The organism is Shuttleworthella sp. MSX8B (genome assembly GCF_000524295.1).
GTDB lineage: Bacteria > Bacillota > Clostridia > Lachnospirales > Lachnospiraceae > Shuttleworthia > Shuttleworthia satelles.
On record NZ_JAQT01000012.1, the window covers coordinates 60,020 to 84,877 of the forward strand.

Sequence of the window (24,858 nt, forward strand, 5' to 3'; positions counted from 1 at the left end):
GGAGTGTTACTGAGAAAATGTTTGAAAGAGAGAGAGAATGGATAACCAACTGATGGTTCATTTCCACAGCAAGGATGGAGATGGGCGTCATTATAGCATGTGGAAATGGCTGGACGGATACTGGGGGCAGGACGCCTCTTTCTCCGGTAGAGACGACTTCGGTCTCTATGGACAGATCAGCTTTCCCGCCAGCCGCTTTATGACCCTGGTGAATCTGCTGGTCAAGACGGACGACTGGTCGAAACAGACGAATGACTATAAGGTCAGGCGCTTTGTCGGGGATGCTCCCAACGAGATCTGGCTGGTGGAAGGAGACGGACAGGTGTATTACTCCAAGCAGGCGGCCCTGACCAGTCCTCATCTGAAGGATCCGGATCAGACGGCCTTTGATATGGCGGTTCACATTCAGGATTTTGATCGCCGCTGGGGCTTTCAGGGCTGGCTGGGATACCGTTACGATCCGTCTGAGACCTGCTTTCGCCTCTGGTCTCCGCTGGCGCACCGGGTTGAACTGGTCTTATATGCCGCCGGAGAAGAGCGGGCCCGCGTCTATGACATGAAGCGTGGGGAGAGGGTTCATTTCACTGATCACAGGAAGAATACGCGAGGAGTCTGGTCTCTGACGATCGAGGAGGATTTAAGGGGAGCATCCTATGTCTACCGGGTCTACCACGAGGACGATTTCTACCAGGAGACGAGAGATCCATACAGCATTGCCCTGACCCTGGGCAATCAGAGGAGCCTGATTGCGGCGCCCCAGGACCTGGTTCCGGAGAATTTCAAGGTGGAGCATGGGGCAAATGCCGTCTGGCGGGTGAAAAATCCCTGCTCTGCGGTAATTGTGGAGCTTCATCTGAGGGATTTCACCAAGTCCGCCAGCTCCGGACTGGAGGCCGGGTTAAGAGGGACTTTTCTGGGAGCCTGTCAGCCGGGTACGCGAAACGCCTGTGGAGACGTGACTGCCTTCGATTATATCAGGCAGATGGGCTATTCCTATGTCCAGCTGCAGCCCGTTTTTGACCACCACAAGACCTACGACGCGGACGGAAATCTCAATTATAACTGGGGGTACGACCCGGAGAACTACAATGTGCCGGACAGGCAGTTCGCCGCGGATCAGAAGGACCCGCTGGCACCGATTCTGGAGATGAAGCGGATGATACAGGCCTATCACGAGGCCGGGATCGGGGTCATCATGGACGTGGTCTACAACCACACCTATTCTTCCTTCCGATCTCCCTTCCAGCTTTCGGTGCCGAATTACTACTACCGCATGAACTATGACGGCTCTTTCCAGGACGGGTCGGGATGCGGCAATGAGACGGCCAGTGAGAAGGAGATGTACCGGAAGTACATGATAGATTCCCTCAGCTATTGGGCCGGGGAATTTGGAGTTGACGGTTTCCGCTTTGACCTGATGGGACTTCACGATATCGATACCATGAATGCCATTCGGTCCGCCATGGATCGGATCGATCCCCGCATCCTCATCTATGGAGAGGGCTGGGATATGGGCCGCGGCCTGCCGGGTCAGTACAAGGCCACCAAGGGCAATGCCCACTTCATGCCCCGGATCGCCTTCTTTAATGACGATGAGCGAGACGCGGTCAAGGGGGCTGAGGTCTATGACCAGATCAAGAAGGGCTTTGTCTCGGGGCAGGCAGAGGAAGACAGGATCGGCAAGGCCCTGCTCGGCAGCCTGGCCTTCGTATCCTATGTCGCTCCCAACCAGGTCTTGAACTACATTGAGGCACATGACAATTACAATCTGAACGATCTTTTGACCCTCCTGCACCCGGGGGAGTCCGAGGAGGAGCTGGAAAAGCGGGTCTACCTGGCCAATGCCCTGAATCTGCTCATGCAGGGCCTCTGTTTCATGCAGCTGGGGCAGGAGTTTCAGCGGACCAAGCTTGTGGCGACGGGTCAGAACGGGGAGTACACGGACAGCGATTACGCCAGGGCCAGGAACAGTTATAATGCTCCGGACGCGGTCAATGCCATTGACTGGAACCGGATTACGCGCAAGGCGGACCTGATCGCGGCGGTCAGGGATCTGATCCGCCTGAAGAAGACAGCGCCGGAGTTCTCCTGCAAGAGCTACGAGGAGATTGGAAATCAGATGCTGATCAAGAGCAGTCAGGGGGGATCCGGACTTGTGGCCCTGGAGAGCCTGGGCGCCAGTAAGAAGCGCTATTGCTTTGACAACCGTAAAAAGACGCTTGAGATTTCCTGATTTACTTCAATTGAAAAGGGTCTGTGAGGAAATGAGCTTTCATTTCTTCACAGACCCTTTCCTGCGCGATCAGAGAATGCCAAAGAGTATCTTATCAGAGAATGCCAAAAGGGTATCTTATTGGAGCAATTTCCGGAACAGGGCCGTCATTTTCTCCGGGTGAAGGGAGGCCATGCTGGCGTGTCCGCAATTCTTCATCCGAACCAACCTGGCCTGGGGGAAGTTTTTCCTGATATATCGGATGTCCCATTTGCGGTCTTTTTGTTCCTTGTCCCCATACCAGTATTCCATATGCCCGGGGATTTCCGGCACAGGATCCGGCATCCGGTAATTGTTGCAGGACTCGAAGGTCCGCCAGATCGTCCGGTAGCTCATAAAGCCAAGCGTCTTCTCGATGTATTTCAAATCCTCCGCGCTGTATTCATCCGTGGAGAAAACCTTTTCCAGCAATTTCAGACCGCCGATTTTCCCCATGGATATCATCAGAAAATCCCTGGCTGCAATGAGACGAGTGATAATCCGAGGGAGCTGATAGGGGGTAATTCCTCCGTCAATGACCGCGTTTTCTATCGCGATGAGAGGGTCCGCCAACATGCGGATGACAATGCTTCCGCCCATGGAACATCCGTATAAGAGATCGACGCGGTCTATGTTTCGTGCGGACAGAAAGCCGGCGATCTGCGACGCGATCTCCTCCACGCTCGTGTAGTCCGTATCCGGGTTTGCCTCATCGTATCCGGGCAGGGCAGGAATCAGCAGATGAAAGTCCCTTTCAAGGAGGGGAACCAGGTAAGAAAAATAGTCCCACATGACCGCGGAGGGATGGATGAGCACGATTACCTTCTCATTCTGTGTTCCGTATTCATGAAATGTCATCTATCTGCATCTCCTCTATTATTTCCGCATTCCCGGCTTATCAAACATCTGCTATGTCAGATTTCCTCGCCGACGCGAGGGGCAGGAAATTGTTTTTAAAAAAATGCTGATTTAACTATTATGACACTTTCTGAAAGTTAATTCAATAATGTAAATACAAATTAATAATTTTCAGATAAACACAAGTAAGTGATATAATAGATTTAACGATTACATGGTCGTATTCGAGAAGTGAGGTGATCGTATGCGTTTGGAAGAGGAAATGTACACATTCGGGCTGGGTGAGAATTTTCACCTGCAGGACTACCTGGGGCTTCATCAGGATGAAAGCCGGGAGGGGGCGTTCGTTTTTCGCGTCTGGGCTCCGCACGCCGAGCAGGTTCAGCTGATCGGAGACTTTACCGGCTGGTTCCAGAATCCGATCGATATGGTCAGGAACCATATCGGAGTCTGGGAGGTTTCTTCCGATCTTCCCAGGGAGGGGCAGATCTATAAGTACCTGGTGAAGAGAAAGGGAGGACAGGTCGTTGAGAAGATGGATCCCTTCGCGAGCTATTTGGAAGCCAGGCCGGGGACGGGCGCGATTGTCCGTCTGAAGAGAGAGAGAAAATGGAGGGATGGTCCCTGGATGGGACGGCGCAAGCGGTTTGGATTTCAGAAGCGCCCGGTCAATATCTATGAGGTACACGCGTCTTCCTGGAAGCTTAGAGAAGACGGGACTCCCTACACGTTTCGGGAGTTGAAGGAGGAACTGATCCCCTATCTGGAGAAGATGCACTACACTCACGTGGAGTTCTTGCCCCTCATGGCACACCCACTGGGAATGAGCTGGGGATATCAGCTCATGGGTTATTTTGCTTTGGAGCATACCTATGGAAGCCCGGAGGATTTTCAGGATTTTGTCGAGGCCTGTCACCAGCATAATATCGGGGTGCTCGTGGACTGGGTGCCAGGACATTTTACGCAGAATGATGACGCCCTGGCTTATTTCGACGGGACGCCGACCTTTGAGTACCAGGATCATCACCGGGCCCACAATTATCGCTGGGGCGCTTTGAATTTCGATCTGGGCAAGAATCAGGTGCAGTCCTTTTTGCTCTCAAGTGCTCTATTCTGGCTGGAGGAATATCATATCGACGGGCTTCGCGTGGACGCGGTCTCTAATATGCTCTACCTGGACTACGACGAGGGACCCTGGACGCCGAATCAGGACGGGGGCAACCGCAATATGGAGGGATACAACTTCCTGCAGCGGCTCAATGGGGTCGTTAAGTTCTATCACCCGGACGTTATGATGATCGCCGAGGAGTCCACGGCAGCTACGCCGATTACAAGGCCCTTTGAAGAGGGAGGTCTGGGCTTTGACTTCAAGTGGAACATGGGATGGATGAACGATATTCTCAAGTTCTATGAGGAGGATCCCATTTACCGCCAGTACGACTTCAACCTGGTGACATTCAGCTTCATGTATGTCTTCAATGAACACTTCGTCCTTCCGTTTTCCCATGATGAGGTGGTTCATGGCAAGAAGAGCATGATGCATAAGATGTGGGGAGACCGCTACAATCAATTCGCAGGACTGCGAAACCTGTACGCCTACCAGATCTGCCATCCAGGGAAGAAGCTCCTCTTTATGGGCTCTGAATTCGGTCAGTTCCTGGAATGGAAATACGATTATCAGCTGGAATGGGGCAATCTGGACGACCGCATGAACCGGCAGATGCAGTATTTCACCAGTCGTCTCAATGCCTTCTACAAAGAGCACAAGGCCCTCTGGCAGATCGATGATTCCTACGATGGTTTGGAGGTGATCGATGCGGACAATCGGGCGGAGAGCGTCCTCTCATTTATCCGCAAGGGGGATAAGGGAGATTTTTTGGTCTGCGTCTTCAATATGACGCCGGTGGAGCGAAAGAATTTCACCATTGGGGTTCCTGTCGCCGGGCTCTATCAGGAGGTCATCAATACAGAGCTTGAGGAATTCGGCGGTGTGTGGAAGGAGCACAATCCTGACACTATGACGCAGGAGGGGAGCTGGAAGGACTATACAAACACGCTCAGCTTCACCCTGCCGGCGCTCGGCGCCAGTGTATGGAGGGTGAAACGCCGCGTGAAGCAGCCGAAGACTCACAGAGAATAAAGACATCAGTACAGAGCAATCATGGTATCCGTGATCAGAAAAGGGGTGGATCTACATGAAAAATGAAATGTTGGCTCTAATTCTTGCCGGCGGGCAGGGGACGCGTCTGGGGAAGCTGACGCAGAACATCGCCAAACCGGCGGTACAGTTTGGGGGACGCTATCGGATCATTGACTTTGCCCTGTCCAATTGCGCCAATTCCGGAATTAAGAATGTCGGTGTGATCACCCAGTACCAGCCCCTGATCTTAAACAGCCATATTGGAAACGGATCTTCCTGGGGCCTGGACGGAATTGATACCGGTGCAACCATCCTCCAGCCCTATTCCGCCAAGGAGGGGAATCGCTGGTTCCTGGGGACCAGCCATGCCATATACCAGAATATGGATTATATTGACAGCATCAACCCCAAATATGTCCTCATTCTCTCAGGCGACCATATTTACAAGATGGACTATGACGACATGCTCAGACAGCACAAGGATAAGCATGCCAGTCTGACTGTGGCGGTCATCGATGTGCCTCTGGAAGAGGCCAGCCGCTTTGGAATCATGAACACGGATGCCAATGATCGGATTGTCGAATTTGAGGAGAAGCCCAAGCATCCCAAGTCAAGGCACGCTTCCATGGGAATCTACATTTTTGACTGGCAGAAATTAAAGACCATGCTTGTCAATGCCGAGAAAAATGAAGTGGACATGTCTGATTTCGGCAAAAATGTCATTCCCGCCTATCTGGAACACGGCGAACCGGTATACACCTATCATTTTCACGGCTACTGGAAAGACGTCGGAACCATCGAGTCTCTCTGGGAAGCCAATATGGAGTACATTGACGTGGACAATGCATTGAACAGCCGCGACCGGTCCTGGAAGATCTACTCGAAGAATGTCATTGCCCCGCCCAACTTCATCAGTGACGAGGCGACGGTCAACGATTCCCTTGTCGTCGACGGCTGCTTCGTCTCCGGCAAGGTCGAACATTCCATCCTGTCAACCAATGTCAAGGTGGAAGAAGGGGCGGTGATCAGGGACAGCTTCGTCATGAGCGGAGCTACCGTTAAGGCCGGGGCCCATGTGACGCGGGCCATTGTCGGCGAGGGCGCTACCATTGGTGAGAATGTTGTGATTGATGGCAGCGAAGAAGTGGCAGTTGTCGGGTATAACGAAGTAGTGGGGGCGCCAGATGAAGATTGATAAGTATACAGCGATTTTAGGAAATGTGGGAGCAGGTTGTCTGGATATGGGAGGTCTGACGAAGGAAAGACCCCTGGCGACGCTTCCCTTTGACGGGAAGTACCGACTGATCGACTTTCAGCTGTCAAGCATCGCCAATTCCGGGATTCGCAGCGTCTATGCGATTTTCAGCGGGAGGAATACCCGCTCGGTCTTCGACCATGTCAGGTCCGGACGGGTCTGGGGGTTAAATACCCTGTTGAGCCATTACTTTCCTTCCTTTCTTGAGGACCAGGAGGACTGCCGGATGGCAGACAGGGATTACTACAGTCAGCTCCTGACGTACCTGAAGACATCGGGGTCTGACCAGACCATCTATATGCCCTTTGATATCCTCTGCAATATCAATCTGGAGCAGGTCATCCATGTCCACAATGGCAGTGGCGGCAAGGTGACTGTGGTCTATAAGAGGCTGCCCAAGACGCAGATCTCCGAGATGAACGAGATCCTGCAAATTGACGATACGGATACGGTAGCGGGCAAGATCAGCCTTTCCGATGCCCCGGAGATTGCCCCCATGAATGCGGATATCTACGTGGTTGATACCCCCTGGCTGATCGAGAAGCTGGAGGAGGAAGCGAAGAAAGAGCAGATGAGAAAGATCTGCTTTGTCCTTCGGGATCTTTTGTCAGAAGCGGGGGCACTAGCCTTCGAACACTCGGGATATCTGGCCAATATCAACTCGGTTCAGGCCTACTACCAGGCCAATATGGACATGCTTGACCCGCAGAAGTTCTACGCTCTTTTCTACGGGAACCAGAAGATCTACACGAAGGTCAAGAATGAGGAAGCGACCTATTTCGACGCGGACTCACGGATCAAGAATTCACAGTTTGCCTCTGGATCCATCATCAGAGGAGCAGTCGAGCACTCTGTCGTGGGACGTAACTGCCTGGTCGACGAGAGCGCGAGCGTCAGATGGTCCGTAGTCTCCCCGAAGGTGCAAATTCATAAGATGGCCACGGTAGAGTACGCGATTATCGATAAGAATGTGCAGATCCCCGAGGGAGTGACGCTTCGCGGCAGCGCTGATAACCTATTGGTCATCGGCAAGGGACAGGAGATCACAGGAGATATTATTCAATGAAAATTATGTTTGCAGCGGCGGAAGGGGCGCCTTTTGCCAAGACGGGTGGCCTGGGGGATGTGATTGGAGCCCTTCCCAAGGCTCTGGCGAAAAAGGGGAATGAGGTCATTGTCGTTCTTCCCTATTATGACCTGGTGGATGCAGGGTTCGGTGATCAGGTCTCCTATGAGGGATACTACTATACCGATGTGGGCTGGCGCCATCAGTATGTTGGGATCAGAAAGCTGATCCGGGAGGGGGTTACCTTCTATTTCCTGGACAATCAGCAGTATTTCTTCCGGGGCAGGGTCTACGGAGAGGGAGATGACGGCGAGCGCTTTGCCTTCTTCCAGCTGGCGGCCATCGAGCTCATGGAGCGGATCGATTTCATACCGGATGTGCTTCATGTCCACGACTATCACACGGCCATGATCCCTTTTCTGCTCAAGGAGAAGTATCACTGGATTCAGGCCTATCAGGGAATTCGGACGGTCTTTACCATTCATAACATCGAATTCCAGGGCCAGTTTGACAGCAGTATGTTAGGGGAGCTCTTCGGCGTGGGCTATCGCCGTTATGCAGACGGAATCCTCCGCTGGAACAACTGCCTGAACTGGATGAAGGCAGGCGTTCTCTATGCCGACCGGGTGACAACGGTGTCCCCCTCCTACGCGCAGGAGATCCAGAGGCCGGAATTTGGCAAGGGGCTTGACCAGATCATGCGGATGGAGTCCGGCAAGCTATCCGGCCTTGTCAACGGGATAGACACAGAACTCTTTAACCCGGAGACGGACCCGCTCATCCCCCATCATTTCTCGGCGAAGGACCTGTCCGGCAAAGCCCTTGACAAGGAGGACCTCCAGAGGCGTGTGGGTCTCCCGGTCCGCTCGGATGTGCCCCTGATCGGGATTGTATCCAGATTGACAGACCAGAAGGGATTCGGTCTGGTGGTCAGTGAATTGAACAACCTCCTGCGACATGACCTGCAGATGGTTGTCCTGGGGACCGGATACCCTGCCTACGAGCATGATTTCTGGTGGTTCGGCCAGACCTTTAGGGATAAGGTATCGGCCCATATCACCTTCAACCTGGAACTTGCCCAACAGATCTACGCGGGCTGTGACCTCTTCCTCATGCCGTCTGCCTTTGAGCCCTGCGGCCTGTCGCAGATGATGTCCATGCGTTACGGGACACTTCCGATCGTCAGCGAGGTAGGGGGACTTAAGGATACGGTTACGCCGTACAATGTCGTGACCCATGAGGGCACAGGCTTCTCCTTCCGGGAATTCTCCGGCTACTGGATGGTCAAGACCATTGAGAGGGCCCTTGATGTCTATCACAATGACAGAGAAGGATGGAGGGATCTTCAGCAGAATGCCATGACCAGGGATTTCTCATGGGATACCGCCAGTCAGGCCTACCTTGATCTCTACCGTCAGCTGATCCCCGCATAGGAGATGACAGGGATTCAATTGCGTTGATTCGCCCGGAGAGAGAGACTGAAATTCAATTGCGTTGATTCGCCCGGAGAAAGAAACTGAAATTCAATTGCGTTGAGTCACTTGGCGAAAGGGGCAGGAATACAATTGCGTTGATTCACTTGGCGAAAGAGGCAGAAATCGAATCTGGGGAGAGACTTCGACAGAGAAGACCGGCTCTTTGATCGACAGATACAGCTGCGAATCAAAGGGCTGGTTTTTTTCTGCCTTTTATCGTCGAAAGAATTTGCCGACAGCCAAAACGATTTATTAGTGACAAGGGGAAATTGCCGGGATGCAGGATCCAGGATATAGCGCTGCAGACGAGCTGCGAAGAGCCTATGATCCGATGCTATTGAAAATTATAGACAGTTTATGCAGTGGAATGAAAATAATGTTGAAAATAAATTTCGGCCAACCTATAATCAGTTGGGACAGGAAGTTAAAATAAAAACAGGAAGTTGAGATAAAGAACAGTAAAAAGGCAATAGGACAAGCGATTAGGAGGATTTTATGGCAATTCCGAATGTGTTGCTGTCTATGCAGCTCTCTTATAACCAATTGACCAGAACCGAGAAGAAAATTGCCGACTATGTGCAGAAAAACGCCCAGAAGGTTCTTTTCATGTCGATTACGGAGCTGGCGGAGGAGTGCCATGTGGCGGACGCCTCGGTGCATCGCTTCTGTCGTACCATCGGGGCAAAGGGCTACCAGGAGTTTAAGATGTGGCTCTCGATCAATATGGGACATGAGAAGGGCGAGGAAGAAAGCGAAGAAGAGGACGGCAAGGAGCCGATCTTCCAGCAGGTATTGAAGAGCCATCTGGAGGCCATTAACGAGACCAACCAGCTTCTGGATAAGGAAAAGGTGGATCAGGCGGTCAGAATGTTGACCGAGGCCAGACAGATCATGTTCTTCGGGGTAGGCGACAGTAAGACGGCGGCCATTGAGGCCAACAACAAGTTCCTGCATGTCACGCCCAAGGTGATGTGCGCAGGGGATACCCACCTGCAGGCCATGGCGGCCTCTATGATGACAGAAGAGGACCTGCTCTTTGTGGTGTCCTATTCCGGATCGACCAAGGATACTGTCGAGGTGGCGCAGATTGCAAAAGAGGCAGGGGCCAAGGTTATTTCCATCACCCGCTTCCTCAAATCCCCTCTGACCGAGTTCTCAGACTGCGTCTTAATCTGCGGCTCCAAGGAAGGGCCTCTGGAAGGGGGATCCATGGGAGCCAAATTAAGCCAGCTGCATATCATTGATATTCTCTATCAGTGCTATTTTAAGGCGAACGGTAAGAAGGCCAGGGAAAATCGTCAAAAGACAGCAAATGCTGTGGTAAATAAGCTCTATTAGACCGGCTGGGCGAGAGGGGGGAATACCCGCGCGTGTTCGGAGATGATGAAACAGGACAAGACCAGAGTTTTAAGAAGAGGGGGAGCTATGGTAAGAATCTATCAGGCAGAAGATGAAGGACAGATGAGCCGGCAGGCGGCCAATCTGATTTCGGCACAGGTGATCTTAAAGCCGGACGCGGTTTTGGGTCTGGCCACGGGATCTTCTCCGATCGGGACCTATCGGCAGCTGGTGGAGTGGTATCGAAAGGGAGATATTGATTTCTCGGAAGTAAAGACAATAAATCTGGATGAATATCTGGGGCTGGACGGCAGCTCCCCCGCCAGCTACCGTTTTTTTATGAACGAGCATCTCTTTGACAAGGTCAATATCGACGTCAATCATACGCACGTGCCCAACGGGATGGCGGAGGATGTAGACAGAGAGTGCAGGGACTACGATCGCCTGGTTCAAGACCTGGGAGGAGTTGACCTGCAGCTTCTCGGGCTGGGCCACAATGGGCATATCGGTTTCAATGAGCCGGGGGATGCCTTTGAGAACGGGACGCACGTGGTTGAGCTGACGGAGAGCACGATCAATGCCAATGCCCGTCTCTTTGCCCGCAGAGAGGATGTGCCCAGGCGGGCAATTACGATGGGGGTCGGAAGCATTTTGCGGGCCAAAAAGATTCTGGTGATTGTCAGCGGAGAGGATAAGGCCCGGGCGGTCAGGGACGCATTCTTCGGCCCGGTGACACCCCGGCTGCCGGCCTCGATTCTCCAGCTGCACAGGGATGTTGTCCTGATTGCGGATCGGGCTGCCCTGCGTCTCTGCCGGATGGAAGGCAGATTGTGATTTTTCCTGCGGCCTGGCGCGGGTCTTTTATAAACAAAAATGAAAGAAAAAATTTCCAAAAAGAAAATATATATTGAAAATACATTTATATAGTGATATGATCTCCCTATCAGAAGGGAAAGGGGAAGCAAATGAGAAATCGAGTGGAAGCACTCAAGGGTAAGCTCATTGTCTCATGTCAGGCTCTGGAGAATGAACCGCTTCATTCCTCTTTCATTATGGGACGCATGGCAGCCGCGGCGCAGGAAGGCGGTGCGGCCGGGATCCGGGCCAATACGGCGGAGGATATCAGAGAGATTCAGTCTACGGTCGATCTGCCTGTGATCGGCATTGTCAAGCGGGATTATCCGGACTGCCAGGTCTACATTACTCCGACCATGAAAGAGGTGGAGGAATTAATGGAAGTGAAGCCTGATATTATCGCTCTGGACGCGACCGGCGCTCTGCGGCCGGACGGCAGGAGCCTGGATGACTTCTTTACTGAGCTAAAACGGGATTATCCGGATCAGCTGTGGATGGCGGACTGCTCCACTGTTGAGGAAGCCATGCATGCCGATGCGCTCGGATTTGACTTTATCGGGACAACCATGGTGGGTTATACGCCCCAGAGCCGGGGAGATAAGATAGAGGCCAATGATTTCGATATCCTGAGGGCGATTATCGACAAAGCCAGGCATCGGGTGATTGCCGAGGGAAATATCAACACGCCGGAGAAGGCGAGAAGAGTGATTGATCTGGGAGCATTTGCCGTTGTGGTAGGCTCCATTATTACAAGACCGCAGCTGATCACCAGGGCATTCGCCCGGGCGCTGGAGTAGGGATCCACAGTAAGGAGAGAAAATCTCCGGGATCGTACATTTTAGGAGGGGTTTTATATGAGATTTAAGAGAGTTCTAGCAACAGGTTTGGCAGCGACAATGCTTGTCGGCGCTCTCGCCGGCTGCGGCCAGGGCAAGAAGAGCGCTTCGACAGACAGCGGCAAGACCGACGGCAAAGAGTCCATTACCCTGTGGACTTATCCCATCGGCAACTGGGGCAAGTCGGAGACGGTTGACAAGCTGATTGCCAGCTTCAACGAGAAGTATCCGGATATCAAGGTGACGGTTCAGTATCTGGACTACAAGACCGGCGACGATCAGGTCAACACCGCGATTGAGGGTAAGAAGGCTCCCGATCTGATTATGGAAGGACCGGAGAGACTGGTTGCCAACTGGGGGGCTAAGGGATTGATGGTTGATCTGGCCGATATGTTCGCCAAGGACGCGGCCAAGGATTTCTATCCCAATATCACGGCTGCCTGCAAGAGCTCCGACGGGAAATACTATGAGTATCCGCTCTGCATGGTTGCCCACTGCATGGCGATCAATAAGGCCAAATTCGAGAAGGCCAACGCGCTTCAGTATCTGGATCTGGAGAATCACACCTGGACAACCGAGAACTACTTAAAGGCAGTCAAGGCTCTGGCAGAATCCGGTCAGGGAGCCGACGTCACAGCGGTCTACTGCTCCGGCCAGGGCGGCGACCAGGGGACCCGCGCGCTGGTGAACAACCTCTACAAAGGCCGTTTTACCAATACGGAGCATACCCAGTATACGGTGAACTCAGAGGCTAACATCAAGGCCTTGCAGGCATTGAAGGATACCAAGGGGGTTAAGTTCGATCCCTCCATCGCCGGCGGAGATGAGATCACGCTCTTCAGGAACGGAACGCTGGCGATTTCCAATTGCTGGAACGCATCGCAGCAGAATGATTCCAAAAACGGCGAGGCGGGCAAGACCAATAATGGAGATGAGATCATCCCCATGCAGTTCCCCTCCAGTGACGGCAAGGCGGAGCTCTGCGGCGGCATCTGGGGCTTTGGAATATTCAACAACGGCTCTCAGTCAAAGATTGAGGCGGCCAAGAAGTTCATTGATTTCATGGCCAATGACCAGACCCAGACCAAGAAGTCCGTTCTCGAGTCCGGTTTCTTCCCCGCACATAAGGACCTTGGGGATGTCTACACGGGACAGGCAAATGAGAAGGTGATGAAGATGTTCACCGATAAGTTCATGCCTTCTATGGGCGACTACTATCAGGTGGTTCCGGGCTGGGCGACTGCCCGCACCGAGTGGTGGAACATGCTGCAGAGAGTCGGCGCCGGCGGAGATATCGCCAATGAGGTCAAGACCTTCGATACCAATGCCAACGCGGCGGCTGCCAAGAAATAATAAGAGGGAATTTCAGGATTATTTACAGGAAGATGGATGAGAGGTGCCCGCCCGGACAGGGCCGGGCGCCTCTTTTTTGAAAGTCAGATGCTAACAAAACGCGCGTCTGATTCTTAGAGAGTGAGGGAAAGTTTGAGTAGAACAACAAATGCTGCGCTGAGGGAGCGGGCACTTGTGATCCGGGAGACCAGGTCGGCCTATCTGTTTTTACTGCCAAGCCTGGTATTTTTTCTCGGCTTCGTTGTCCTTCCCATGGTCTTGTGCGTCTTTACCAGTTTCTTTGATTCCACCATGGGGGCAGATACGCAGGATGTCTTTGTCGGGCTGAAGAATTATCAAAATCTCTTTGCGGATCCCATTTTCCGGAAGGCTCTGGCAAATACCTTCATCATTGTTGTGGTATCTGTGCCCGTCGTCTGCGTCTTCTCCCTCTGGGTATCGTCGCTGATCTATAAGATGAGGGGGCCGGTGCTGTCCTCCTTCCGCGTCATCTTCTACCTGCCGGTCGTCACCGGCTCCGTAGCGGTCACCGTGGTCTGGAAGTGGATGTTCAACAACTACTACGGCATCTTCAATTACCTGGGGAAGAGCACGGGGATTATCCACGAGAATATCAACTGGCTGGGAGATGAGCGCTTCGCGCTGGCCTGCATCATTCTCATCCTTCTGACAACCTCCGTCGGCCAGCCGATCGTCCTATATGTATCTGCCCTGGGCAATGTGGACGATTCGGTCGTCGAGGCCGCCAAGGTGGATGGAGCCACGAATTTTCAGCTCTTCTGGAAGATCAAGTGGCCGGCCATTATGCCGACGACCCTCTATATTCTGGTTATTACCATGATCAACAGCTTTCAGTGCTTCGCCCTGATCCAGCTTCTGACTTCTGGCGGGCCAAATCACAGCACGGACACGGTCATGTATTACATCTACTACACGGCCTTCAAGCTCTATGACTATGGCTATGCCAATGCCATGGGCGTTGTCCTGGCCATTATCATTGCGGTTCTGTCGGCAGTACAGTTCAGGGTCACCAGAGAAAGGTAAGGTGTCATATGATCAAGAAGAAAATCACACCCTATTACCTGATCGGGGTCATCCTGCTGGTCATTCTGGCCATTCTCTTTACCTTCCCTCTCTACTGGATTGTGACCGGGGCATTTAAGACCGCCGCCTCCATCAACGCCCCCTCTCCCGAGTGGTGGCCCAGCAAGTGGGTTTTAGATAATTTCAGAACCCTGATGGGGAGCCAGAAAGCCCCCCTCTGGGAGATTGCCCTCCCCTTCGGCAGCAATTTCACCGAGGACGGCGGCCCTTTGATCTTATCCTCCGGTCCGGTGGTTCCCGCTTCCATTCGCTGGATGTTAAACACGGTCTTCATGTCTGTCATGGCAATGGTGCTGACCTGCATTACGGCGACCATGGCCGGCTATGTCCTGGCCAAGAAGCGCTTTTTCGGACGAGTTCTGCTCTTCTCCCTGATTGTCTGCGCCATGGCCCTGCCCAAGCAGGTGATTCTGATTCCCCTGATTAGGGAAATGTCCACTTTGAATCTCTATGACAGCATCTGGGCTGTGATTTTTCCGACAGTGGGCTGGCCCTTTGGGGTCTTTCTCATGAAGCAGTTCTCCGAGGGGATCCCCGGGGAATTGATTGAGGCGGCCAGAATTGACGGCGCCAGTGAGCTCAAGACCTTCAATTCCATAGTCGTTCCCATGGTCAAGCCGGGAATTGGGGCCCTGGCCATTTTCACCTTCATCAATAACTGGAATGACTACTTTATGCAACTGATTATGCTGAGCTCCACCAAGCATTTGACCATCTCTCTGGGGATCGCCAAGCTGCAGGCGGAGAACTCGACCGATTTCGGCCTGATTATGGCGGGCGCGACACTGGCTGCAGCTCCGATTCTGATGATCTTTTTGGCCTTCCAGAAATATTTCACCCAGGGGATCGCAATGGGAGCCGTGAAGGGATAAGATAAGAGCGTTAAGAGGCAAAAGTCGGGCTTTGCCCGGCTTTTTCTTCCGAGGAAAGAAGGGACAAATGGCTAAGCTGGATAAGTACACAGGAGTGATTCCTGCCTTTTACGCCTGCTATGACGGGGAGGGCAAAATCAACAGGTCCGCCGTCCGTCAGCTGGTGGACTACTACATCGACAGGGGGGTCAATGGACTCTATGTCAACGGTTCGTCCGGAGAGTGCATTTACCTGACGGTAGAGGAGCGCAAGCGGATCATAGAGACGGTTGTAGACCAGGCGGACGGCAGGCTTACGATTATCAATCATGTGGCCTGCAATAACACCGCGGACTCCATGGAGCTCGCCCGTCATGCCGAGAGTCTGGGCGTAGACGCCATTGCGTCGATTCCGCCCATCTACTTCCATCTGCCGGAGGAGGCCATCGCGGACTACTGGAACGATATCAGCTCCGCCGCACCCCACACGGATTTCATCATCTATAATATTCCTCAGCTGGCCGGCGTGGCTCTGTCCAGGGATCTCTATCTGAAAATGCTTGAAAATCCCAGGGTGATCGGGGTGAAGAACTCGTCGATGGCCCCCTATGATATACAGATCTTTAAGACCTGCGGAAAGGGAGACCATGTGGTCTTCAACGGGCCTGACGAGCAGTTTATCGCCGGCCGCGTTATTGGGGCGGATGCCGGAATCGGGGGCACTTATGGAGCTATGCCGGAGCTCTTCATCGCCATGAACGACTGCCTGCGAACCGGCAATCTCTCTTTGGCCGGGGAAATTCAGAATGTGGTCAACGGGATCATTGAAGAGCTCTGCGCCGGCCGAGGCAATATGTACGCCATGATCAAGGAAGTCCTTCGGATTAAGGAGGGGATTGATCTGGGATCCGTCAGAAGACCTCTTGCCCCACTGACCGGGGAGGACAGGGAGCTGGCCAAAAAGACGGCGGCCAGAATCGAGGAGGCGGTAGCCAGGTACGGCCTGTAAGGAGTCTTACGCGCATGGTTTAAACATGCTCCCGGCTGAGGAAGGTGCCTCATTTTTGAAAAATATGCAGCTTGCATGCGGAGGATTATGGGGAAATATATCTGTATTGATATCGGCGGAACAGCGATCAAATATGGGCTGGTCTCTGAGGGAGGAGAAATTCTGGAAGCTCATGAGAGGCCGAGTCAGGCTGATCGAGGGGGACCCCAGCTTGTGACAAATGTCCGGGAGATCCTGGACGCTTACCTGAAGGAGACGGGACAGATTTATAGGACCGCACCCGATCGGGACAAAATAAGTATACCTGATCGGGACGAAAAAGAAGGGGTCTGTGCCGGGATCTGTATCTCTACGGCCGGAATGGTGGACCCGATCAGCGGCTGCGTCTTTCACTCGGGGCCGACGATTCCAGACTACCGGGGGACCTGTTGGAAGCAGATCCTGGGCCAGGCCTATCATCTGCCGGTCGAGGTGGAAAATGATGTCAATTGCGCCTGCCTGGCGGAGGCTTTGGCCGGATCTGGCCGGGGCTGTCGAAGTATCCTGACTCTGACTGTCGGAACCGGGATCGGTGGAGCCCTCTATCTGAGGAATGAGGACTGCGGAGGCATTTACCGTGGCTTCGGCAATGCGGCCTGCGAAGTGGGCTATATGGACCTTGGCGGGCCGGGTCGCTTTGAGGAGATGGCCTCGACTTCGGCTCTGTGCCAAAGAGTCGCTGAGGCCAGGGGAGAGAGGGCGGAGGACTGGGATGGTCTTCGAATCTTTACCGCGGCAAAAGAGGGAGATCAGATCTGTATCAGGGAGATCGACCGGATGGTGGATCTTCTGGGAAGGGGCATGGCCAATCTGGCCTATATCCTTAACCCGGAGTGCCTTGTTCTGGGCGGCGGAATCATGAAGCAGGAGGACTATCTCTACCCCAGACTGCGGGGGGCCTTAGACCATTATCTTGAGCCGGAGATTGCGAAAAAGACCAGGCTTGCCACGGCGACCATGGGAAACCTGGCCGGGATGCTGGGGGCATATTACCACTTCAGATCCATGCGGGAGAATCGGCGCGGGGGAGATCCGGGTTGATTGGTTTTAATGGAGTATTTGCGGAGAGTGCCTTTCATTGTTTATGGCAGAGGAATCCTCGAAGAGGGACATTTTAGTTCTTGTGCAACTTGTGCAATAAGATGGGCGGACAGGAAAAGAGGCGCCGATGGAAATCAGAAACGTGTTGGTCTACGGGAGGGATTTTCTCTTTCATCCGGGCAGTATCAGGGTGGAAGGAGGGACCATCCGCTCTGTCACATTGGCGGAAAGACAGGGTGGGAGCGGGACAAATGAATCAAAACCTGCACATGAAATAAAAAAGGACAGAAATCATGTAAATTATGAGATCATTGACGGAGAGGGAGCCTATCTGATTCCGGGGCTGATTGACCTGCACTTCCACGGAGCGGTCGGGGCGGACGTCTGCGACGCCTCGGAGGAGGCCCTGGCCGCGATTGCGGAGTATGAACTCTCGGTCGGAGTGACTTCCCTCTGTCCGGCGACCATGACCTTGCCGGTCAGCGATCTGAATCACATTCTGGCAAACATTGCGGCATATGCCAAAAAACAGAAAAAAGAGTCTGATCCCTTCAGCCGCCGGGGAGAGAGCGCAGAGAATCCCACTTGCGCCGAGGAGAGATATCGGCCCCAGGCCTCCTATGTGGGGGTCAACATGGAGGGACCATTCATCAGCAGGGCCAAGAAGGGGGCCCAGGATGGAAGTAAGATCATCCCCTTCTCCATGGAGGTCCTGGAGGGCTTTTTGTCTGCTTCTGAGGGACTGGTCAGGTTCATCGGAATCGCGCCGGAGGAGAACCGGGATCAGCTGGATTTCATCAGAGAGGTCAAGAACCGTGTCGCGGTTTCCCTGGCTCATACCAACGCGGATTATGACACGGCCAAGCGGGCGTTTGACCTGGGGGCAAGTCACGCCGTTCACCTCTATAACGCCATGCCGACTTACAGCCATCGGGCTCCCGGCGTCGTGGGGGCGGTTTGTGATTCTCCCTGGGTCGGCGCGGAGCTGATAACCGACGGGGTGCACATTCACCCCTCTGTCGTCAGAGCCACCTTTCGCATGATGGGAGAGGATAGGATGATTCTGATCTCTGATTCCATGCGGGCAACCGGTATGCCGGACGGGACTTATACGCTGGGAGGTCTTGAGGTTGTCAAGGAGGGAAAGTATGCCCGCCTGGCCTCAGACGGGGCCCTGGCCGGGTCTGTCAGCAATCTGGCGGACTGTATGCGCACAGCCGTTGGAGAAATGGGCCTGCCCTTAGAGACGGCGGTTCGGGCCGCGACCTTCAATCCGGCCAGGGAAATGGGGCTCGCAGATCAGATCGGTTCCATTGGCCCGGGGATGCGGGCGGACTTACTGCTTATGGACCGGGACCTGCGTCTGAAGGCTGTCTATAAGGACGGAGTTCACTGCTGACAGCAAAATTAAAGATGCCTGTCATAAAAAAGGGGCTGTGAGGAAACGTCTCGTTTCCTCACAGCCCCTTTATCCGAAAAGCACCAGAGCCTTGTCTGGTCTCTTTAAGGGTCAGAAATCCGTCAGATCAGCGGCTCTCTTCTCTAAGAAGGCGCCCATGCCCTCTCTCTTGTCATGGGTGTCATTGACCACGCCAAAGAGGTTGGCCTCCATTTCGACAGCGTTTCTGATATCCATGTCATAGCCGTTGTTGATGGCAGCCTTGGCGATGGAATTGGCGTAAGAGCCCTTGGAGATGATCTTCTTGGCCATTGCCTGACAGGTGGGATAGAGGTCTTCTTTGGGGACAACCTTGTTGACCAGGCCGATGCGGTAGGCCTCCTGGGCGTCGATGTTATCGCAGGTGAAGATCAGCTCCTTGGCGCGTCCCATGCCGACCAGACGGGCGAGGCGCTGGGTGCCGCCAAAGCCGGGGATGATTCCCAGGCCGGTCTCGGGCTGGCCGAAGAGGGCATTGTCAGAGGCAACGCGGATATCGCAGGCCATGGCGATCTCATTGCCGCCGCCGAAAGCGAATCCGTTGACTGCGGCGATGGTCACCTGGCGCATCTCCATGAGCTTGAAGAAGGGCTTGGAGGCGCGGATGCCGAAGGCTCTGGCCTGGGGGGCGGTGAATCCCGCCATCTCGGAGATATCGGCGCCGGCAACAAAGGACCGATAGGGGTCGTCGCCGCCCAGCTTCTTGTTAAAGCAGGGTCCGCCGGTCAGGATCAGAACCTTGATGTCGTCTCTGGCCTCAATCTCGGTCAGGGCGACGTTCAACTCCTCAAGGGTCTCGGTGTTTAAGGCGTTGAGAGACTTGGGATTGCTGATCTTCAAGGTTGCGATTTCCTCAGCGACATCCAGGGTCAGGTGCTTGAATTCTGTCATATTCACTCTCCTTATCAAGACAATGGCGATGCCCCTTGGCATCTCTTAAGATCATGGTAATTCTTTAACAGATGGAATTCAATTGGAATCGGCTATCTGTGGTAAACTTCATGTGAGGCGGACGATGGATTGGATTCTGTCGGAGAAATCGAGGGCAGGCGGACGGATGAAATTTGCGGGAGGAAGATCAGTGGACAGGAAGAAACGCAAGAGCGGGCTGTTGGAGGAACTGCAGTCGGCGGACAGACCCATCAGCGCTTCGGCGCTCGCGGGGGAATTCGGAGTCAGCAGGCAGATTATTGTCGGAGATATTGCCATTCTTCGGGCGGAGGGACATAAGATCACGGCGACGCCCAGGGGATATATTCTTCCGAAAGAAACCGGACTGCCGGTCTGTCAGATTGCCTGCAAGCACGACGCCTCACAGATCCAGGAGGAGTTGAACGCGATCGTTGACTGCGGCGGCAGTCTCGTGGACGTGATTGTCGAGCATCCCCTCTATGGAGAACTGGTCGGCAATCTGCAGATTTCAAACCGGATGGAGGCCGAGGATTTCGTCAACCGGGTCAGGGACAGTAAGGCCGCTCCCCTGTCTATGCTCACCGACGGGATTCACCTTCACACAATCAGCTGTAAAAACTCGGAGTCATTCGACCGGATCCGGGAGAAGCTTCGGGAGCTTGGTATTCTCCTGTCATAAGGCAGGGAGGGGAATTGTAATATTGCCTGCGGCAGAAGGGAATAAGCTTTTGCCACGGTATTTTTACCATGCAGCCGGAGTCCAAAGAGATATTAAGTGGCAATCATGCGGCCGGAAACAAAAAATACCATGCGGCTGGAAGGGCAGGGTGTAAAAAAGGATTGACTTTTCGGAGGGCTTTCCATAGTGTATATGCAGGTGTCATGACATATATGCGCAAGGAGGCTCTCATGTCCACTTTTCAATCCTTTCTCAAGAGAAAGAATATTGTTATTTCCGGGAAGCGCTACGGGATCGACGCGCTTGGGGCAATGGCCCAGGGCCTGTTCTGTTCGCTTCTGGTCGGAACTATTATTAATACTCTGGGGACGCAGTTTCATATCGCCGCTCTCTCCAGAACCATCGCCACCATCGCGGGAATCGACTATACCGTGGGCGGCATGGCCATGGCCATGAGCGGTCCTGCTATGGCGTGCGCCATCGGCTATGCTCTGTCCGCCCCGCCCCTGGTTCTCTTTTCGCTGATCACCGTCGGCTTCGCCTCCAATGCCCTGGGCGGTGCGGGCGGCCCTCTCGCCGTCCTGTTTGTCGCAATTATTGCTGCAGAATGCGGCAAGGCCGTGTCCAAGGAGACCAAGGTTGATATTCTGGTCACGCCGGCAGTTACCATCGGAATCGGTGTGGCCTTATCCTGGGCCATTGCCCCACTCCTGGGTTCCGCGGCGATGCAGCTGGGAAGCATTATTGTGTGGGCCACAGAGCTGCAGCCCTTTTTCATGGGAATTATCGTCTCGGTTGTCGTCGGGATTGCGCTCACTCTGCCCATCTCCTCGGCGGCTATCTGCGCCGCACTCGGTTTGACCGGACTGGCAGGCGGGGCGGCCCTGGCGGGCTGCTGCGCGCAGATGGTCGGTTTTGCGGTTGCCTCCTACAGGGAAAACGGGGTCGGCGGCCTTGTATCTCAGGGAATCGGCACCTCTATGCTCCAGATGGGCAACATTGTCAAAAATCCCCGGATCTGGATCGCTCCGACTCTCGCCTCCGCAATCACGGGTCCGATTGCCACCTGCATCTTTCAGCTGAAGATGGACGGACCGGCTATTTCCAGCGGGATGGGGGCCTGTGGCCTGGTGGGCCCTCTGGGAGTCTATTCCGGTTGGATCAGTGATATTGACAAGGGGCTTAAGGCGGGGATCTCTGCCGGAGACTGGATTGGTCTGGTCCTTATTTCTCTGGTCTTACCCGCGGTTCTGACCCTGCTGATTCATATGGCTGTCAAGAAGGCCGGCTGGGTTAAGCTCGGGGATCAGAAGCTGTAGAGGCCTGCTTACAGAAAGGAAGCTTAAAGAGATCTGATCAGCCGGAACAAAGGCTGTGGCAGAATGAGGTGACTTCTTTTTGGGAGAGTCACCTTTTTTGTTATGTCCGAGAGATCCTTGTGATTGCAGGATAGATTATCAGTATATTTCACTTATATTTTGTCTTATAACCCTTTATTGTGATCATGTGATAGGTTATTGTGACGATATAACAAGTCTTTGAGACTGTTTGAGGGATCATAGGTGAACCATACAGGGCAGTTTGTGTTTTAAAAGAGGCAAGGCTATATTATGGTATAGCTCAGCAAGATACCAATGCGCAGGGCAATTTATTTTGAAATAAATGCATGAAAGATAATTTTGGGAGGAAGGCTTTTCTCATTGCCCGGTATCGCACAGCGGAACAGATGGTGAGACAAGCTGCAGACGATAAAACAAGCTGCAGACGATAAAACAAGCTGCAGACGATAAAACAAGCTGCAGACGATAAGACAAGCTGCAGATGGTAAGATAAGCTGCAGATGAATTCGGTTCGTGCGAAATAGTGGTACGGAAGTTCTCCGACGTGAGGTAAATAATGCTGGATCAGTTTGATCTGTCGCCCCTGGTCACCCCGGCCATGGACTGGTTTCAAGTAAATAAGAGAGATCTGCCCTGGCGGCGCGACAGAGACCCCTACCATATCTGGGTCTCAGAGATCATGCTGCAGCAGACCCGGGTGGAGGCGGTCAAGCCATATTATCAGGGCTTCCTTGCAGCTCTTCCCTCCATCGCGGATCTGGCGGCCTGTCCGCAGGACCAGCTCAATAAGCTCTGGGAGGGCCTCGGCTATTATTCCAGAGTCCGCAATATGCAAAAGGCGGCCGAGGTCATTATGGAGAAGTTCGGGGGACAGATGCCCTCCGATTATGACGCCATTCTCTCTCTGCCCGGAATCGGCCCCTACACGGCGGGGGCGATTTCTTCCATTGCCTTTGACCTGCCTGCACCAGCGGTGGATGGGAATGTGCTCCGCATTCTGGCCAGGGTCTCGGAGGATGATATCGACATCAAGAGTGATCTGGCCAAAAAACGGGCCCAGGCTGCTTTAGAGGGCGTGATGCCTGCTTCCGGATCAGGGATCTTTAATCAGGCGATGATGGAGATCGGAGCTACCGCCTGTCTGCCGAATGGGGATCCCCTCTGCGGGCAGTGTCCCTGGGAAAAGTATTGCCTGGCGAACAGGCATGGAAGCTGGGACCATCTGCCGGTGCGATCCAAGGGGAAGCCCAGGCGCATTGAGGAGAGGACGGTTTTCATTGTTCGAAACGGGGCAAGGGTAGTCATCGACCGAAGACCGGACAGGGGGCTTCTGGCGGGACTCTATGAGTTTCCCAATGTCAGAGAGCATTTGAGCGAGGAGGCTGCTCTGGCCTATGCCGAGCAGCTGGGCTATGAGCCCCTGCGGATCAGGAGACTGGGGGAGGCCAGGCACATCTTCAGCCACGTCGAGTGGCGTATGATCGGTTATGAGATCCGGGTGTCGGATGCCGAGCTGGCAAAAGAAATGACTGAAAATGTGCCCGCTGACAAGATATCCTGGCCTGTGGACATAGGGGAGATTTCCAGGAAATATGCCATTCCGTCCGCGTTTGCGGCCTATGCGAAAGCCATTCAATTGGAGCGGGGGCCAAAAAGAGAAGATAGAGTAATGGGACTTTGAACCGCTGTAAAAGGCATGTAGGCAAGGACCGTAAAGTTCGCAACCTAAGACGACAGAGATCAAAGACCGCGAAGAGAAAATATCAGGAAAGATTAAGGGTCAGGGTCCTGGCGGACTGCTACAATAGGATCATCGGCAGACGAAAAGGGCAGTTGAAAACCCGGTTCAAATCGACCGGAAGCGTTACAATGGAGATATCCGGGAGAGGAAGGACGCGGCAGGGGTTTTCCCGGAACCAGAGACAGGAATTTCTGTATGCGAAGTCGATTCGCGAGGTGGAGATCGTATGAAGATTATTACATTTGCCATTCCCTCTTATAATTCGCAGGACTACATGGAGAAGTGCATCAACTCCCTCCTGCCAGGCGGAGAGGACGTGGAGATTTTGATTGTGGACGACGGATCGACGGATCGGACCGGAGAGATCGCGGACGACTACGCGGCCCGGTATCCCGGGATTTGCCGGGCCATTCATCAGCCCAACGGCGGCCACGGGGAGGCGGTCAATGCGGGACTCAGAAACGCGCAGGGCATCTACTATAAGGTGGTTGACTCCGACGACTGGGTCGATCCCGAGGCTTATGTGCAGGTGCTGAGTACCTTAAAGCGCCTGGTTCGCCAGGGGACTCCGGTGGATATGCTGCTGACCAACTACGTCTACGAGAAGGTTCATGAGAACACCAGACGCCGCATGGTCTACAGCCTGCTCTTCCCCCAGAACAAGGTGATCGGCTGGAATGAGATGAAGCACAACATCAAGGGATTTACCATCCTGATGCACTCTGTGACCTATCGAACCCAGATGCTTCGCGACTGCGGCCTGGAGCTGCCCAAGCACACCTTCTATGTGGATAATCTCTTCGTCTATGTCCCTCTCCCGCACGTGAAGACCCTCTACTATCTGAACGTGAACTTCTATCGCTACTTTATCGGCAGGGAGGGACAGTCCGTTGCCGAGCAGACCATGATCAGGCGCATTGACCAGCAGCTGCGGGTCAACTATCTCATGATCGACTCCGTGGATCCCTGGAAGGTGACGGAGAAGCACCTGCGCAAGTATATGCTGGGCTATCTGGAGATGATTACAGTGGTCACCACATCTATGGCCTACCTCTCTCATGACAAGGAGAATCTGGAGAAGGTCAGGGCCCTCTGGCGCTACATGAAGCAGAAGGACCGTCGCACCTATATGAAGGTGCGCTACGGCATTATGGGAAGTGCCATGAACCTGCCCGGCCCCACCGGCCGCAGACTCTCGGTCAAGGCCTATCAGCTGACCAGAAAGATTATGAAGTTCAATTGATGGGGAGATTTTCAGGAAGAAGAGGAGGTCTGGG

General features: G+C 53.7%; 20 protein-coding genes. 18 read left to right on the plus strand and 2 right to left on the minus strand.

Annotated elements, in window-relative coordinates; genetic code table 11:
* Window positions 1-37 precede the first annotated feature (37 nt).
* Complete coding sequence (gene pulA, locus HMPREF1508_RS03190; protein ID WP_084640223.1) at window positions 38-2,233, plus strand: type I pullulanase; 2,196 nt, start codon at window positions 38-40, stop codon at window positions 2,231-2,233.
* 117 nt (window positions 2,234-2,350) lie between these two features.
* Here the strand turns inward: pulA and HMPREF1508_RS03195 are convergent, their stop codons facing one another.
* Window positions 2,351-3,109 carry an alpha/beta fold hydrolase gene (locus HMPREF1508_RS03195; RefSeq protein WP_044959338.1) on the minus strand — a complete coding sequence of 253 codons (759 nt, stop codon included), beginning with the start codon at window positions 3,107-3,109 and terminating at the stop codon, window positions 2,351-2,353.
* Window positions 3,110-3,353: 244 nt separating this feature from the next.
* Here HMPREF1508_RS03195 and glgB point away from each other — a divergent pair, with 244 nt between their 5' ends.
* From glgB to nagA, 13 genes are all read left to right on the plus strand, one after another.
* On the plus strand, window positions 3,354-5,249 hold the full coding sequence (gene glgB, locus HMPREF1508_RS03200) for a 1,4-alpha-glucan branching protein GlgB (protein WP_044959339.1): 1,896 nt from the start codon (window positions 3,354-3,356) through the stop codon (window positions 5,247-5,249).
* A gap of 55 nt (window positions 5,250-5,304) precedes the next feature.
* The gene (locus HMPREF1508_RS03205) at window positions 5,305-6,444 is read left to right on the plus strand and encodes a glucose-1-phosphate adenylyltransferase (protein WP_044959341.1); all 1,140 of its coding nucleotides are present in this window, start codon (window positions 5,305-5,307) and stop codon (window positions 6,442-6,444) included.
* Complete coding sequence (gene glgD, locus HMPREF1508_RS03210) at window positions 6,434-7,570, plus strand: glucose-1-phosphate adenylyltransferase subunit GlgD (protein WP_044959343.1); 1,137 nt, start codon at window positions 6,434-6,436, stop codon at window positions 7,568-7,570. The genes HMPREF1508_RS03205 and glgD overlap by 11 nt, the downstream gene beginning before the upstream one ends.
* Complete coding sequence (gene glgA, locus HMPREF1508_RS03215) at window positions 7,567-9,003, plus strand: glycogen synthase GlgA (protein WP_044959345.1); 1,437 nt, start codon at window positions 7,567-7,569, stop codon at window positions 9,001-9,003. The genes glgD and glgA overlap by 4 nt, the downstream gene beginning before the upstream one ends.
* 537 nt (window positions 9,004-9,540) lie before the next feature.
* Window positions 9,541-10,383 carry a MurR/RpiR family transcriptional regulator gene (locus HMPREF1508_RS03220; RefSeq protein WP_006905799.1) on the plus strand — a complete coding sequence of 281 codons (843 nt, stop codon included), beginning with the start codon at window positions 9,541-9,543 and terminating at the stop codon, window positions 10,381-10,383.
* A gap of 87 nt (window positions 10,384-10,470) precedes the next feature.
* On the plus strand, window positions 10,471-11,217 hold the full coding sequence (nagB, locus tag HMPREF1508_RS03225; protein WP_044959347.1) for a glucosamine-6-phosphate deaminase: 747 nt from the start codon (window positions 10,471-10,473) through the stop codon (window positions 11,215-11,217).
* 131 nt (window positions 11,218-11,348) lie between these two features.
* Window positions 11,349-12,035, plus strand: a complete 687-nt coding sequence (locus HMPREF1508_RS03230) for an N-acetylmannosamine-6-phosphate 2-epimerase (RefSeq protein WP_044959349.1) — start codon at window positions 11,349-11,351, stop codon at window positions 12,033-12,035.
* A 57-nt stretch (window positions 12,036-12,092) separates the two neighbouring features.
* Complete coding sequence (locus HMPREF1508_RS03235; protein ID WP_044959351.1) at window positions 12,093-13,427, plus strand: ABC transporter substrate-binding protein; 1,335 nt, start codon at window positions 12,093-12,095, stop codon at window positions 13,425-13,427.
* Window positions 13,428-13,559: 132 nt separating this feature from the next.
* On the plus strand, window positions 13,560-14,471 hold the full coding sequence (locus HMPREF1508_RS03240) for a carbohydrate ABC transporter permease (RefSeq protein ID WP_044959352.1): 912 nt from the start codon (window positions 13,560-13,562) through the stop codon (window positions 14,469-14,471).
* Between the two features lie 8 nt (window positions 14,472-14,479).
* A complete protein-coding gene (locus HMPREF1508_RS03245; protein ID WP_044959354.1) occupies window positions 14,480-15,403 on the plus strand; it encodes a carbohydrate ABC transporter permease in 924 nt (307 codons plus the stop codon).
* A 67-nt stretch (window positions 15,404-15,470) separates the two neighbouring features.
* Window positions 15,471-16,391: a dihydrodipicolinate synthase family protein gene (locus HMPREF1508_RS03250; protein WP_044959414.1), complete on the plus strand. Its 921-nt coding sequence runs from the start codon at window positions 15,471-15,473 to the stop codon at window positions 16,389-16,391.
* A gap of 75 nt (window positions 16,392-16,466) precedes the next feature.
* Window positions 16,467-17,471, plus strand: coding sequence for an ROK family protein (locus HMPREF1508_RS03255; protein ID WP_156923167.1), 1,005 nt, complete (start codon window positions 16,467-16,469; stop codon window positions 17,469-17,471).
* A 127-nt stretch (window positions 17,472-17,598) separates the two neighbouring features.
* Window positions 17,599-18,870 (plus strand): N-acetylglucosamine-6-phosphate deacetylase, encoded by a 1,272-nt coding sequence (nagA, locus tag HMPREF1508_RS03260; RefSeq protein WP_044959356.1) that lies wholly within the window; start codon window positions 17,599-17,601, stop codon window positions 18,868-18,870.
* Window positions 18,871-18,981: 111 nt separating this feature from the next.
* Here the strand turns inward: nagA and HMPREF1508_RS03265 are convergent, their stop codons facing one another.
* Entirely contained in the window at window positions 18,982-19,800 is an 819-nt protein-coding gene (locus tag HMPREF1508_RS03265; RefSeq protein ID WP_044959358.1) for an enoyl-CoA hydratase-related protein, read from the minus strand.
* Window positions 19,801-19,990: 190 nt separating this feature from the next.
* On the opposite strand from HMPREF1508_RS03265, the gene HMPREF1508_RS03270 reads away from it, so the two are divergent.
* The 4 genes from HMPREF1508_RS03270 (at window position 19,991) to HMPREF1508_RS03290 (ending at window position 24,824) form a co-directional block, all read left to right on the plus strand.
* Window positions 19,991-20,500 carry a transcription repressor NadR gene (locus HMPREF1508_RS03270; RefSeq protein ID WP_330365246.1) on the plus strand — a complete coding sequence of 170 codons (510 nt, stop codon included), beginning with the start codon at window positions 19,991-19,993 and terminating at the stop codon, window positions 20,498-20,500.
* A 230-nt stretch (window positions 20,501-20,730) separates the two neighbouring features.
* On the plus strand, window positions 20,731-21,819 hold the full coding sequence (locus HMPREF1508_RS03275) for a PTS transporter subunit IIC (protein WP_044959360.1): 1,089 nt from the start codon (window positions 20,731-20,733) through the stop codon (window positions 21,817-21,819).
* 577 nt (window positions 21,820-22,396) lie between these two features.
* Window positions 22,397-23,521, plus strand: a complete 1,125-nt coding sequence (gene mutY / locus HMPREF1508_RS03280) for an A/G-specific adenine glycosylase (RefSeq protein WP_044959362.1) — start codon at window positions 22,397-22,399, stop codon at window positions 23,519-23,521.
* A 286-nt stretch (window positions 23,522-23,807) separates the two neighbouring features.
* A complete protein-coding gene (locus HMPREF1508_RS03290) occupies window positions 23,808-24,824 on the plus strand; it encodes a glycosyltransferase family 2 protein (protein ID WP_044959366.1) in 1,017 nt (338 codons plus the stop codon).
* Window positions 24,825-24,858 lie beyond the last annotated feature (34 nt).